This is a genomic window from Kocuria rhizophila DC2201 (assembly GCF_000010285.1).
Classification (GTDB): domain Bacteria; phylum Actinomycetota; class Actinomycetes; order Actinomycetales; family Micrococcaceae; genus Kocuria; species Kocuria rhizophila_A.
In genome coordinates this window covers 1,068,479-1,081,911 of record NC_010617.1, presented here as the reverse complement: position 1 = coordinate 1,081,911, position 13,433 = coordinate 1,068,479, and the positions used below count along the sequence as shown (strand labels likewise).

12 protein-coding genes are annotated in these 13,433 nt (G+C 70.8%); 3 read left to right on the top strand and 9 right to left on the bottom strand.

What is annotated here, in order from left to right:
• Positions 1–243: 243 nt before the first annotated feature.
• The 4 genes from KRH_RS04805 to KRH_RS04790 form a co-directional block, all read right to left on the bottom strand.
• Positions 244–588: a DUF3039 domain-containing protein gene (locus KRH_RS04805; protein ID WP_012398062.1), complete on the bottom strand. Its 345-nt coding sequence runs from the start codon at positions 586–588 to the stop codon at positions 244–246.
• Positions 589–620: 32 nt separating this feature from the next.
• A complete protein-coding gene (locus tag KRH_RS04800) occupies positions 621–2,465 on the bottom strand; it encodes a hypothetical protein (RefSeq protein ID WP_226905897.1) in 1,845 nt (614 codons plus the stop codon).
• Entirely contained in the window at positions 2,447–3,424 is a 978-nt protein-coding gene (locus KRH_RS04795) for an ABC transporter ATP-binding protein (protein WP_012398060.1), read from the bottom strand. The genes KRH_RS04800 and KRH_RS04795 overlap by 19 nt, the downstream gene beginning before the upstream one ends.
• 85 nt (positions 3,425–3,509) lie before the next feature.
• Entirely contained in the window at positions 3,510–4,523 is a 1,014-nt protein-coding gene (locus KRH_RS04790) for a tetratricopeptide repeat protein (protein WP_041297334.1), read from the bottom strand.
• Positions 4,524–4,670: 147 nt separating this feature from the next.
• Between KRH_RS04790 and KRH_RS04785 the strand changes: the two genes are divergently transcribed.
• The 3 genes from KRH_RS04785 to KRH_RS04775 all read left to right on the top strand — a co-directional run bounded on the left by KRH_RS04785 (position 4,671) and on the right by KRH_RS04775 (position 7,444).
• Complete coding sequence (locus tag KRH_RS04785) at positions 4,671–5,852, top strand: AI-2E family transporter (protein WP_012398058.1); 1,182 nt, start codon at positions 4,671–4,673, stop codon at positions 5,850–5,852.
• A gap of 329 nt (positions 5,853–6,181) precedes the next feature.
• Entirely contained in the window at positions 6,182–6,877 is a 696-nt protein-coding gene (gene nucS / locus KRH_RS04780) for an endonuclease NucS (RefSeq protein WP_012398056.1), read from the top strand.
• Positions 6,878–7,240: 363 nt separating this feature from the next.
• On the top strand, positions 7,241–7,444 hold the full coding sequence (locus KRH_RS04775; protein WP_012398055.1) for a cold-shock protein: 204 nt from the start codon (positions 7,241–7,243) through the stop codon (positions 7,442–7,444).
• A 147-nt stretch (positions 7,445–7,591) separates the two neighbouring features.
• Here the strand turns inward: KRH_RS04775 and murA are convergent, their stop codons facing one another.
• From murA to atpA, 5 genes are all read right to left on the bottom strand, one after another.
• Positions 7,592–8,875 (bottom strand): UDP-N-acetylglucosamine 1-carboxyvinyltransferase, encoded by a 1,284-nt coding sequence (gene murA, locus KRH_RS04770; RefSeq protein WP_012398054.1) that lies wholly within the window; start codon positions 8,873–8,875, stop codon positions 7,592–7,594.
• A 145-nt stretch (positions 8,876–9,020) separates the two neighbouring features.
• Positions 9,021–9,299 carry a F0F1 ATP synthase subunit epsilon gene (locus tag KRH_RS04765; protein ID WP_012398053.1) on the bottom strand — a complete coding sequence of 93 codons (279 nt, stop codon included), beginning with the start codon at positions 9,297–9,299 and terminating at the stop codon, positions 9,021–9,023.
• A gap of 3 nt (positions 9,300–9,302) precedes the next feature.
• Positions 9,303–10,769 carry a F0F1 ATP synthase subunit beta gene (gene atpD, locus KRH_RS04760; protein WP_012398052.1) on the bottom strand — a complete coding sequence of 489 codons (1,467 nt, stop codon included), beginning with the start codon at positions 10,767–10,769 and terminating at the stop codon, positions 9,303–9,305.
• 42 nt (positions 10,770–10,811) lie between these two features.
• Positions 10,812–11,723, bottom strand: coding sequence for a F0F1 ATP synthase subunit gamma (locus KRH_RS04755; protein WP_012398051.1), 912 nt, complete (start codon positions 11,721–11,723; stop codon positions 10,812–10,814).
• A gap of 57 nt (positions 11,724–11,780) precedes the next feature.
• Positions 11,781–13,406, bottom strand: a complete 1,626-nt coding sequence (atpA, locus tag KRH_RS04750; protein WP_012398050.1) for a F0F1 ATP synthase subunit alpha — start codon at positions 13,404–13,406, stop codon at positions 11,781–11,783.
• Between the last annotated feature and the right edge of the window lie 27 nt (positions 13,407–13,433).

The window sequence follows — 13,433 nt, the reverse complement described above, 5'->3', positions numbered from 1 at the left end:
GCGGCGCAGTTCCCGGGGATCGCTCGAGTGGTGCCGACGTCCGAAGCCGGTGTCGACTTCCCGTGCCGGCACGCGCACCGCGGCCGGGTCAGGCGCGAGGTGCCGATCACCGGCGTCGAAGAACGGGCCCGTGCCGTCGCGCGGTGCAGTCCGCAGCGCCGTCGCCCGGCACGGCAACGGCGCCCGCTGCGCGGGCGCCGCCGGTGTCCCGCGGGGCGGGACGGGGGTGCTGCGGTGGTGCTGTCAGTTCTCGGGCTGGTCCTTGCCGGGGCGCAGACCCTGGTAGATCTCCTTGCACTCCGGGCACACCGGGAAGCGCTGGGGATCGCGACCGGGGGTCCACACCTTGCCGCACAGGGCGATCACGGGTTCGCCGGACAGCGCCGACTCCATGATCTTCTCCTTGCGGACGTAGTGGGCGAACCGCTCGTGGTCACCGGGTTCCGCGAACTGGCGGGTCTCCTCCCGCTCGATCGTGGCGGTTCCCCCCACGGTCTCCGTGCCTGACTCGGTGCTGTTCAGCACCCGGGAGGACCGCGAGAAGGGGCCCCCGACGTGCTGGGCTTCGGTGGTGTCCATGTCCACCACTGTACCCCGTGAGCCCCTTCCCCGATCCCGGCTCAGCGGTAGCCCGCGACCTCCTGCAGCATCTCCGGCCCGCGGGCATCCAGCCACTTCCCGCCCAGGCGCACACCGATCCACAGCAGCGCCGCGCCCTCCGCGAGGGCCACCGCCACGGCGATCCAGCCCCACAGCGCGGCACCCGAGCCGAGGAACACGAACAGCGCGACGATCGAGGGCAGCGCGAGCACCATGATGAGCCCCATGGTGACGAACTGCACCACGAGGTTCAGCAGCGTGAAGCCCTGCGGAGTCTTCAGCGGCGAGGCCCCCGGCGGCGGCGTGGGGTACGTGTAGCGCGCGGAGACCACCGAGACCAGCCCCGCCCCGCACAGCAGCAGCGCGAGGCAGACACCGAGCATCGCCGGCAACGCGTCCCAGCGCTGCACCCGGGCCAGCCACAGCCCGGTGACGATCAGCAGCAGTGGCGTGGTCACGATCAGCATGGCCACCACGCGTCCCAGGCGGTCGGCCCACCCGGGCACCGGGGCCAGCAGGTGCAGGCTGAACGCGGTGTTGTCGTAGGAGATGTCCGCCGAGATCGAGTAGGACATCAGCAGGGCGACCAGAGGGGGCAGCAGCCACATGGCGGTTCCCCCCTCACCGCTCATGAACCAGAGCGCCGCGCCCATGGCCGGAACCATGAGCAGGGACGCCGAGTACCGGGGGTCCCTGAGCCAGTAGGTCAGACACCGCGCCGCGACCGCGCCCCACGGAGCGGACGGGAAGCGGTCGAGCAGACCCATGCCCACCACGGACCTGCCCGTGGCGCGCGCGGCACCCCCGGCGGCGTCGCCCAGTGCCCGGTCCAGCGCGAACCGCGCCGCGACCGCGAGCGCCACGAGGGTGGCCAGCACGATGAGGAGGCGGAGCAGGGCGGCGCCCCAGTGCCCCTGGGCAACGTCACCCGGGACGGCCCAGACCGCGCCGAGCGGCGTCCAGGACAGCACCGCGGCCCAGCCGGGCAGCCTGTCCCACACGCGCTCCACGCCGGTGGCCACCGACGTGATGATCGGGGCCAGCAGCACGACGAGGAGCAGGCTGAGCACCGAGACGATCTCGGTGGAACGCCGTCCCTTGGCCAGCCGAGCCGCCAGCGCGGCGGCGCAGCGCGCCCCCGTGAACGCCAGCAGCGCCGCCAGGGCCGCGCACAGCGCGGCGGCGACCACGGCGGGCAGGGAGGAACGCCAGCAGAACAGCCACCCGACCAGCGCGATGACCGTGAGGATCCCGGGAATCCCGATGACCGCGCCGACCACCTGACCGGCCAGCACCCCCGGGGTGCTCAGCGGGAACAGGCCCAGCCGGGCGGGGTCCAGCGTGGCATCAGCCTTGGAGGTGAGCACGGGCACCACCCACCAGCCCAGCAGCACGGTGGTGCCACCCAGGACGGACGCCGCGGTCACCACCTCCAGTGGCTCGGACCCCAGGAAGAACATCCCACCCAGCAGCATGGCCAGGATGGACAGGGCGTAGAGCCCTCCCAGGACGGTGCCCACCAGGATCCACGTGCTGCGGGTCAGCGTGTTGACGAGGATGTGCCACTTCAGCCCCGCGAGCCGCCGCGCCTCCTCGAGCACGCGCAAGCGGTGGCTCACGTGCTCCTGCCCGGACGGCGCGGGGCGCACGGAGGCGGGGACGGCGGCGTCGGGCACGGGTTCCTGCCGCTCGGGCGCGAAGGGCCGGTCGGCCGCCCCACCGGGCACGGCCGTGCCGTGGGCCGCCGCGGGAGCGCGGGTCCCGGGGTCGATGCCGCCCGGCACGGCAGCCGTGCCGTCACGGCCGTGCGCCGACGGCTCCGGCAGCGCACCGCCGGGGGTCTGGTTCACTCCGGTCGAAGCCACTGCAGCCCCTCCCCCGCCTCGGTGCGGCCGCCCACGAAGGACACGAAACGGTCCTCCAGGGACATGCCGTCGCAGACCTGCTCCATGGTCCCCTGGGCGAGCACACGCCCTTGGTCCATCACGGCCACGTGGTCGCACATGCGCTGCACCAGGTCCATCACGTGGCTGGAGACCACCACGGTGCCGCCGGACTGCGTGTACTGGTGCAGCAGGGAGCGGATGTTGGCGGCGGAGACCGGGTCCACGGACTCGAACGGCTCGTCCAGCACCAGCAGGCTGGGCGCGTGGATCATGGCCGCAGCCAGGGCGATCTTCTTGGTCATGCCGGCGGAGTAGTCCTGCACCTGGCGCCCAGCGGCGTCCTGCAGGTCCATCGCGGTGATCAGGTCCTCGGTGCGTTCCTTGACGAGCTGGCGGTCCATGCCGCGCAGCAGACCCGAGTAGGCCACGAGCTGGCGGCCCGTGAGCCGGTCGAAGAGGTGGGCCCCGTCCGGGAGCACGCCCATGCGGCGCTTGGCCGTGACGGGGTCACGCCACACGTCCGCGAGCTCGTCCCGGCTGCCGCCTCCCACGAGCACCTGCCCGGAGGTGGGGCGCAGCAGGCCGGTGGCCATGGACAGCGTGGTGGTCTTGCCCGCACCGTTGCGCCCCACCAGGCCGTAGAACGAGCCGCGCGGCACGGTGAGGTCCACGCGGTCCGCCGCGGGCCGGGCTCCGTGCCCGTAGATCTTGGTGAGCTCCCGCAGCACGAGTGCCGCGGCACCCGTGGCCGCTGCCCCGCTCCCGGGGACCCCGGCAGCCGGGCGCGGTGTGGTGTCCGACCCCGCGGCGTCGTGGTCCTGAGGTGACCACGGCGCGGGCGCCGTGCCGTCTCGTGGGGCCTGGGTCTCGGCCGGGGGCGCGGCGTCCGCAGCGGGCTCGCGGCGCGGCGTCGTGGGTCCGTTCGGTGGGATGCTCATGGCCCCACGCTAACCGGCGCGCACGGGCGCCGCGCCATGTTGCGCCACGCTCGGGGCCGAGCCGCCGGCCGGGACGCGGCCCGGATCAGAACAGCGCGCGCATGAGCTGCGAGCGCGCCGCGACCACGCGGGGATCGTCGGCGCCCACCACGTCGAAGAGGTCCACCAGGCGGGCCCGGGCGGCGTCCTTGTCCTCCCCGGCCGTGGTGCGCACCACGGTGAGCAGCCGCCGGAAGGCGTCCTCCACGTGACCGCCCGAGAGGTCCAGGTCCGCGACGTCGAGCGCGGCCGCGACATCGGAGGGGTTCGACGCCGCGGCCTCGCGCACCGCAGTGGCGTCCATGGCGCTGACGCGCTGCAGCAGATGCACCTGGGCGAGGGCGAGCTTGGCGTCGTGGTCCCCCGGGTTCTCGGCCAGGGCCCGGTTGTAGCTGGCCTCCGCGCCGTCCAGGTCACCGGCCTCGAGCTTCTCCAGCGCCTCCTGGTGCAGCGGCGGCAGGGGCGCCGGCTCGGCCTGGGAGGTGGGTTCCGCGGTGCCGGTCACCCCGTTCTGCTGCGCGAGCGCCACGAGCTCCGTGAGCAGCTCCCGCACCTGCTGCTCGGGCACCGTGGAGTTGACCAGCGGCACCACGCGCCCACCCAGCAGGGCGACCATGGTGGGCACGGTCTGGGCCTGGAAGGCCTGCGCGATCTGGGGTTCGGCGGAGACGTCCACCGTGCCCAGCAGCAGCTTGCCCGCGAACTCGTCCACCACCGCGGCCACGGTGTCCGCGAACTGCTCGGACTCGGGGCTCTGCGGCGCGTGCAGCACCACCACCACGGGGTAGGACGCGGACGCCTCGGCGTACTGCTGGAAGGTGGCGGTGCTCAGCGCCACGCGGTAGCTGCCGGCACCCGCCCCGGAGCCCGACGCCGCGGCGTCGCCCCCGGTGCCCCCGGCCGGGGCGGTCGCGGCGCCCAGGTCCACGGCACCGCGCACGGACGCGGGAACGCTCGGCTCGGCGTCCGTCCGGCCCGAGCCGGGAGCCCCGGTCGGGGAGCCCGCACCGGGACCGGCGGACGTCGGGCGGGGCTGCGGGGAACGGGGGAACTCGCTCATGTGTACCTCCTGTGGCCCCACCCGGGCACCGGTGTGGGGCGTCGTGGGCTGGCTGCCGGGCGCTGACGCCCGGGCATTCGTGCTGCTGCCATTATGGGCACCACGCCGTGGGGATCCTCCACCCGGCAGGCGTTGTACGCTTCCGGCGTGAGCACCAGCCCCGGTTCCCAGCACAAGCAGCCCGCGCGCTTCCGCCCCTCCCGCCGCAAGTTCGAGGTTCCACCCGAACCGCGTGAGGACGGGACCGGGCAGCCGCGCGCCCCGTGGGACCACCCGGTCCCCGCGAAGGCCCACCCGGTGCAGACCGGGTTCCTCCTGACCGTGGGCGTGGGTTTCGCACTGCTCGGCTACTACGTGCTGACCAACGTGGGCGGGCTCGTGGGGTGGATCGTGACCGCGGCGTTCATCTCGCTGGGCCTCGATCCCCTCGTGCGCTGGCTCGAGTCCAAGGGCATGCCCCGTGCCCTGGCCGCGGCCGCGGTGATCCTCGCCCTGGCCCTGGCCCTGACCACCTTCATCCTGGTGGTGGTGCCGCGGATGGTGGAGCAGGCCCAGCAGTTCGCGGCCCGGGTCCCCGAGTTCGTGGACAGTTTCATGCACTCCGACCTCTACCACGCGCTCAACGACCGCTTCGACATCGCCGCCTCGGTGCAGAAGGGCGCCAGCGGCCTGCAGGAGAGGCTCGCCTCCGACGAGAACTTCCTGGGCGGGATGTTCGGCTCCGTGGTGAACGTGGGCGGGGTGGTGCTCAACGGCGTCACGGGGACGCTGATCGTGATGGCCCTGACGCTGTACTTCCTCTTCTCGTGGCCCACCATCAAGGCGTGGTGCTACCGCCTGGCCCCGGCCAGCAAGCGCGCCCGGGTCACCCACCTCGGGGACAGGATGATCAACGGCGTGGGCAACTACGTGATGGGCCAAGCCTGCGTGGCGCTGCTCAACGCCACGGTGGCCTTCATCCTCATGAGCATCACCGGAGTCCCCTACGCCTCCCTCCTGGTGCTCTTCGTGGCCCTGCTCGCGTTCATCCCGCTGGTGGGCGGGGTGATCGCGGGGGTCTTCGTGAGCCTCGTGGCCACCCTCGGCGGGTGGAACACGGTGGTGCCCTACGCCCTGGGCTACTTCGCCTACCTGCAGGTGGAGGCCTACGTGATCTCCCCGCGGATCATGTCCAGGGCCGTGGCCGTGCCCGGCGCCGTGGCCATCGTGGCCGTGGCGGCCGGCGGCGCGCTCTGGGGCGTCCTGGGTGCGCTGATCGCCATCCCCACCGCCGCCGCGGGGCTGCTCCTGGTCCGGGAGGTCTTCGTCCCCCGCCAGGACGCCCGCTGACGCCGGCCCACGACGACGCCGCCGCGCCCGGTCCCGCGCCCCGCAGCCGCACCTGTCCCGCGAGCGGGCGAGACCGTGAGTGCTGCACGGGCGCGCGTCTCACGCGGGCGGGGTGAGCCGGTGCCCGCCGTACGGGTGTGCACACCGGTGTACACCGCGGTGGCGGGTGATGGGGTGCCTCCCGTTCGGCAGCACGCCGCGGTGGGTGCGCCACGTACCGTCCCGGTGGGCACGCCGGCGCACACCGCGGTAGCGGGTGATGGGGTCCCTCCCGTCCGGCAACACGACCTGGTGGGTGCGCCGGCGTGCCGTGCGGATAGGCTGTCCGGGTGCGTTTAGTGATTGCCGACTGCTCCGTTCGCTACGAGGGGCGGCTCAATGCCCACCTGCCCCTGGCACGGCGCCTCATCATGCTCAAGGCGGACGGCTCGGTGCTGATCCATTCGGACGGCGGCTCCTACAAGCCGCTGAACTGGATGAGCCCGCCCGCCACCCTGCGCGTGCGCGAGCCCTCCGAGGAGCTGCTCGCTGACGGTGTCAAGGAGGTGTGGGAGGTCCAGGCCGGCAAGTCCGACGACCGGCTGGTGATCCACATCATGACCGTGCACAGTCGGCTCGAGCACGAGCTCGGCGCGGACCCCGGGCTCATCAAGGACGGCGTGGAAGCCGATCTGCAACGGCTGCTCGCGGAGCAGATCACGCTGCTCGGGGAGGGCTTCTCCCTGGTGCGCCGTGAGTACCCCACCACCATCGGACCGGTGGACATCCTCGCGCGTGACGCCAACGGCGCCACCGTGGCCGTGGAGCTCAAGCGCCGCGGTGACATCGACGGGGTGGAGCAGCTGACCCGCTACCTGGAGCTGCTCAACCGGGACCCGCTGCTGCGTCCGGTGCGCGGAGTCTTTGCCGCCCAACAGATCAAGCCCCAGGCCCGCACCCTCGCCCGGGACCGCGGGATCGAGTGCCTCAGCCTGGACTACGACGAGATGCGCGGCAACGTGGACACCCAGTCCCGGCTCTTCTGACACCGCCCGGGCCCCCCGCCGTGGCGCGACCGCGGCACGGGATCGTCGTCGCCGTCACCAGCCGAGCCCCGCCGAGGGCATGCTGTCTCCTGCGCGTCCGTGCAGGCACGGGAGCCCCTCGGGAGCCACGTCACAGTTGTGCTCAGCGCCCTGAGGACTGTTGACCCTCGACCGCCGGTGTGTGATGCTTGTGATGTTCTCGCTTCATGTTTGACATGCTCGCAGGAATGGTAGCGAGCGTGAAGTTCTGACTGGCGCTGTGGCACAACACATCGTGAGCCGCATCCACAGCCTTCTCGCGGTACCAGTTCAGGTGCACAACCGTGTGCACGCACTACATACTCCAGAAGGAGATGCCCCATTATGGCTCAGGGCACCGTTAAGTGGTTCAACGCAGAGAAGGGCTTCGGCTTCATCACGCCGGACGACGCTGACGGCGACGTCTTCGTCCACTACAGCGAAATCCAGTCGGGTGGCTTCCGCACGCTCGAGGAGAACCAGCGCGTCGAGTTCGAGATCGGCCAGGGCCAGAAGGGCCCCCAGGCCACCGGTGTGACCGTCATCTGACAGTCCCCTCGGACCCGGAAGGCCCCGCCACCCCATGGGTGGCGGGGCCTTCCGCATGTCACGGCCAGCACCTCCCCGCTCCCCTGCTCACGGGCGCAAGGGCGTTCCGCAACGCGCGCGGTCGGCAGCGGGTGGTCCCTCCGCAGCTCAGCCGCGGCCCGCGCTGACCCTGCGCTGGACGGCCACCCCGGCGGCGGAGAGGTTCTCCACGAAGTGCTCGTAGCCCCGGTCGATGTGCTCCACCCCGGAGACCTCCGTGGTGCCCTCCGCGGCCATGCCCGCGATCACCAGGGCCGCTCCGGCGCGGATGTCCATGGCCTCGACGGGAGCGCCCGAGAGAGTGCGAGCGGGCACGCCGTCCACCCGGGCGTGGTGGCCGTCCAGGTGCACCCTGGCCCCGAGCCGTTCCAGCTCCGCGGTGAAGCCCCAGCGGGCCTCGAACACGTTCTCGGTGATGATCCCGGACCCCTCCGCCACCGCGTTGAGGGCCACCACGAACGGCTGCAGATCCGTGGGGAAGCCCGGGTACGGCAGCGTGGACACGTTGATCGCCCGCGGCCGCTCGGGTCCCCTGACCGTGAGTACCCCCTGCCCCGTGGTGATCTCGCAGCCGGCCGCGCGCAGCTTGTCCAGCACCACGGCCATGTGCTCCGGCTCCGCTCCGGCGATCTCCACCGTCCCGCCCGTGACGGCGGCCGCGAACGCCCACGTGCCGGCCACGATGCGATCCGCCACGGTCCGGTGCGTCACCGGGTGCAGGGCTGACACGCCCGTGATGGTCAGCGTGGTGGTGCCCAGCCCGTCGATCCTGGCACCCATGGCCTGGAGCATGCGCCCGATGTCCACGATCTCGGGCTCACGCGCCACGTTCTCCAGAACGGTGACCCCCCGCGCCGTGGTGGCCGCCGTCATGAGGTTCTCGGTGGCACCGACGGACGGATAGCCGAGGCGGTAGGTGGCGCCCACGAGTCCGCCGGGGGCGCTCGCGCGCAGGAACCCCCGCTCGATGCTCAGTGTCGCGCCCATGGCCTCGAGCCCCGCACGGTGCATGTCCAGACCGCGGGTGCCGATCGCGTCGCCGCCCGGCAGCGCGACCTCCGCACGCCGGCAGCGGGCCATCAGCGGACCCAACACGGAGATCGAGGCACGCATGGCGCGCACGAGGTCGTAGTCGGCCTGGTGACCCAGCTCCTCGGGGACGTCGATCGCCACGGTTCGCCCGGCGGCGTCGTAGTGCACGTCGCAGCCCAGCCGGCGCAGCAGCTCCGCCATCACGGTGACGTCCTGGATCTCCGGGACGTTGGTGATGGTGGAGCAGCCCGGGGCGAGCAGGGCCGCGGCCATGAGCTTGAGCACACTGTTCTTGGCCCCGTACACGGGCAGCCGCCCCTGGACCACCGTGGGTCCGTGAACCTCGATCGTCTCTTCCACGTTTCCTCCTCGGGCGCGGTGGCGCCCCTCCTGCCGTGCTCCGGCGGGCGTGGCGTCCACGCACCCCGTCACAGGGTGGCCGAACGGCGACGACCCCCGCACCCCAGCGGGGCACGGGGGTCGACGTCGACCTGGCGGTTGCGGATCAGGCGGACCGCTGCTCCGCGTCCAGGGTGACCTTGTCGGCCACCACCGTCACGCGGTTGTCGTCCACCGACACGAGTCCGGAGTCGATCCGGCCGCCGAGCCGGTCCCCGTCCACGCGGTCGATCGCGAACTCGCCCGGCTTGAGCAGACCGGCCATGGACTCGTGACCGGGCATGATGCCGATGTCGCCCTCGGTGGTGCGCACACGGACCAGCCGCGCGGCACCCGCCCAGATCTTGCGATCCAGGGCGACGATTTCCACGATGAGCTCGGCCATGGCTTACTTCTCGCCCGTCTCGGCCTTGATCTCGTCCCAGCGTCGCATGACGTCGTCCAGACCGCCCACGTTGTAGAACGCCTGCTCCGGAACGTTGTCCAGCTCGCCGTCGCAGATCTTGCCGAAGGCCTCGATGGTCTCCTCCAGCGGGACGGTGGAGCCCTCCACGCCGGTGAACTGCTTGGCGGTGTAGGTGTTCTGGGACAGGAACTGCTCGATGCGGCGGGCGCGGGAGACCACGACCTTCTGCTCCTCGGAGAGCTCCTCCACACCCAGGATCGCGATGATGTCCTGCAGCTCCTTGTTCTCCTGCAGGATCGACTTCACGCGGGTGGCGACGTCGTAGTGCGTCTGGCCCACGTACTGCGGATCCAGGATGCGGGAGGTCGAGGACAGCGGGTCGATCGCCGGGTACAGACCACGCGAGGCGATCTCACGCGAAAGCTCGGTGGTCGCGTCCAGGTGCGCGAACGTGGTCGCGGGGGCCGGGTCCGTGTAGTCGTCCGCGGGCACGTAGATGGCCTGCATGGACGTGATGGAGTGCCCGCGCGTGGAGGTGATGCGCTCCTGCAGCACACCCATCTCGTCCGCGAGTGTGGGCTGGTAGCCCACGGCGGAGGGGATGCGGCCCAGCAGCGTGGACACCTCGGAGCCGGCCTGCGTGAACCGGAAGATGTTGTCGATGAACAGCAGCACGTCCTGGTTCTGCACGTCGCGGAAGTACTCCGCCATGGTCAGACCGGTCAGGGCCACGCGCAGACGCGTTCCGGGCGGCTCGTCCATCTGGCCGAACACGAGGGCGGTGTCCTTGAGAACGCCCGCCTCCTCCATCTCGACCCACAGGTCGTTGCCCTCACGAGTGCGCTCGCCCACACCGGCGAACACGGAGGTGCCACCGAAGTTGCGGGCCACACGCGTGATCATCTCCTGGATGAGCACGGTCTTGCCCACACCGGCGCCTCCGAACAGGCCGATCTTGCCACCCTTGATGTACGGGGTCAGCAGGTCGATGGACTTGATGCCCGTTTCCATCATCTCGGTGCTGCCCTCGAGCTCCGCGAAGGACGGCGCCTTGCGGTGAATGGGCCAGCGCTCCTGGATGTCCAGCTCGTCGGTGGGCAGGTCCAGCGCGTCACCGAGCACGTTGAAGATGTGGCCCTTGACCACGTCGCCCACGGGCACGGAGATGGGGGCGCCGGTGTCCTGCACCGGGGTGCCGCGCACCAGCCCGTCGGTCTGCTGCAGGGAGATGGCACGCACCACGTTGGTGCCGAGGTGCTGGGCGGTCTCGAACGTGATCCGTCGGGGCTTGCCGTTGAAATCGTAGTCCGCGGTCAGTGCGTTGTAGAGGCCCGGAACCTGGTTCTCGGGGAACTCGACGTCGACCACGGGACCGATGACTCGGGCGATGCGGCCGACGCCGCCGCCCGTCACCGGCTGTGCGGCCTGGTCATTGATGGTGGCAGTCATTTCTCTCACTTCGTTTCGGCTGGCAATGGGCGGGGCGCGGGCCTAGAGGGCCTCGGCGCCACTGACGATCTCGGTCAACTCGGTGGTGATCTCCGCCTGGCGGGCGTTGTTCATCAGACGCGTGTACTTCTTGATGAGCTCCGTGGCGTTGTCACCGGCGGCCTTCATGGCCCGCTGGCGCGAGGCCAGCTCGCTCGACGCCGCGTGGCACAGCGCCGAGTACACCCGCGCCCGCACGTAGCGCGGCAGGATCTCGTTGAACACTTCCTCCGGGTTCGGCTCGAACTCGAAGTGGCTGGCGTGCTCCCGCAGGTCCTCGAAACGCTCGGAGACGTCGTCCCCGAGGTCGTTGGCGTCCGCGATCTCGAGCGGCAGCAGCCGCAGCACCCGCGGCTCCTGCGTGACCATGGACTTGAACTGCGTGTACACCAGCAGCACCTCGTCCACGCCCCCGTCCTCGTGCGGGGCGCTGATGTCGTGCATCAGCCGCTCCGTGAGCTCCTCGGCGCGCTCCGTGCTGGCGTTGTCCGTGTTGCCCGTCCAGAATTCGTCGTACTCACGGTGCCGGAAGTCGAAGTACGCCTTGGCCTTGCGGCCCACCAGGTACACGCGAGCTTCCTTGCCCTGCGAGCGCAGCAGCTCCAGCAGCTCCTCCGTGCGCTTGAGCACGTTGGAGGAGTAGGACCCCGCGAGACCGCGGTCCGAGGTGAAGACCATCACGGCAGAGCGCCGCACCTGGTCCGGGACCGTAGTCAGGGGGTGGGAGATGTTGTGCTGCGTGGCGATCTGGGAGGCCGCGCGGGTCAGCGCGTTGGCGTACGGGTACGCACCCTCGAGAGCCTGACGGGACTTGTTGATGCGCGAGGTCGCGATCATCTCCATCGCCTTGAAGATCTTCTTCATGGACGACGTGGACGCGATCTTCTGTCGGTAGACCCGAATCTGCGCTCCCATGGATTTTCCTTTCGGCACCGCGGTGGTGCGCCGGGTCCCGGCGCACCACCTCAGCGGCTACTTCTTGACGATCGTTTCCTGGTTCACAGCGGTCGCGCCCAGGGACTCGTGCTCCTCGACTCCGGGCTCGATCCCGTGCTTGGAACCGTGGAAGTCGCGCTTGACCTCCGCCACGGCCGTCTTGAGGGCGGCCACGGCATCGTCCTCGAGCTTGCCCGTGGAGTTGATCGAGTCCATCACGTTGGTGGTCCGGCGCACCTGGTCCAGCAGGGCACGCTCGAAGTCCGCCACGTTGGCGACGTCGACGTCGTCGAGCTGGCCGGTGGTGCCCGCCCAGATGGAGACGACCTGGTCGGCCACGGGGTACGGCGTGTACTGGGGCTGCTTGAGCAGCTCCATGAGACGCTCGCCGCGGGTCAGCTGCTGGCGGGACGCCGCGTCCAGGTCCGAGGCGAACATGGCGAACGCCTGCATCGACCGGTAGGACGCGAGGTCCAGCTTCAGCGTGCCGGAGACCTTCTTCATGGCCTTGACCTGCGCGGCACCGCCCACGCGGGACACCGAGATGCCCACGTCCACGGCGGGGCGCTGGTTGGCGTTGAAGAGGTCCGACTGCAGGAAGATCTGACCGTCGGTGATGGAGATGACGTTGGTCGGGATGAACGCCGAGACGTCGTTCGCCTTGGTCTCGATGATCGGCAGACCGGTCATCGACCCCGCACCGAGCTCGTCTGAGAGCTTCGCGCATCGCTCCAGCAGGCGGGAGTGCAGGTAGAACACGTCACCGGGGTACGCCTCGCGTCCCGGGGGACGCCGCAGCAGCAGGGACACGGCACGGTAGGCCTCGGCCTGCTTGGAGAGGTCGTCGAAGACGATCAGCACGTGCTTGCCGCCGTACATCCAGTGCTGGCCGATGGCCGAGCCAGCGTAGGGGGCGAGGTACTTCAGACCCGCGGACTCGGAGGCCGGGGCCGCCACGATGGTGGTGTACTCCAGCGCGCCGTTGTCCTCGAGGGTCTGGCGCACGGCCGCGATGGTGGAGGCCTTCTGCCCCACCGCCACGTAGATGCAGCGGACCTGCTTCTCGACGTCGCCGGACTCCCAGTTGGAGCGCTGGTTCAGGATGGCGTCCACCGCGATGGCGGTCTTGCCGGTCTGGCGGTCGCCGATGATCAGCTGACGCTGCCCGCGCCCGATCGGGATCATGGCGTCGATGGCCTTGATGCCGGTCTGCAGCGGCTCGTGCACCGACTTGCGCATGGTCACGCCCGGGGCCTGGAGCTCGAGCTCACGGCGGCCGTCGGTCGCGATGGGACCGAGGTCGTCGAGGGGCTCACCCAGGGGGTCGACCACGCGACCGAGGTAGCCCTCGCCCACGGGCACGGAGAGGACCTCTCCGGTGCGGTGGACCTCCTGGCCCTCCTCGATGCCCTGGAAGTCGCCGAGCACCACGACGCCGATGTCGCGGGTGTCGAGGTTCAGGGCCAGGCCCAGCACCCCGTTCTCGAACTTGAGCAACTCGTTGGCCATGACGGAGGGCAGACCCTCCACATGGGCGATGCCGTCCGCCGCGGACGACACGCGCCCCACTTCCACTCGTTCTACGTTGCCGGGATCGTAGGACGCCGCGAAATCGTTCAGCGCGCTACGGACTTCATCGGCATTGATGGTCACATCGGCCATCTGCTGTCCCTGCTCTCTACGTCGTGT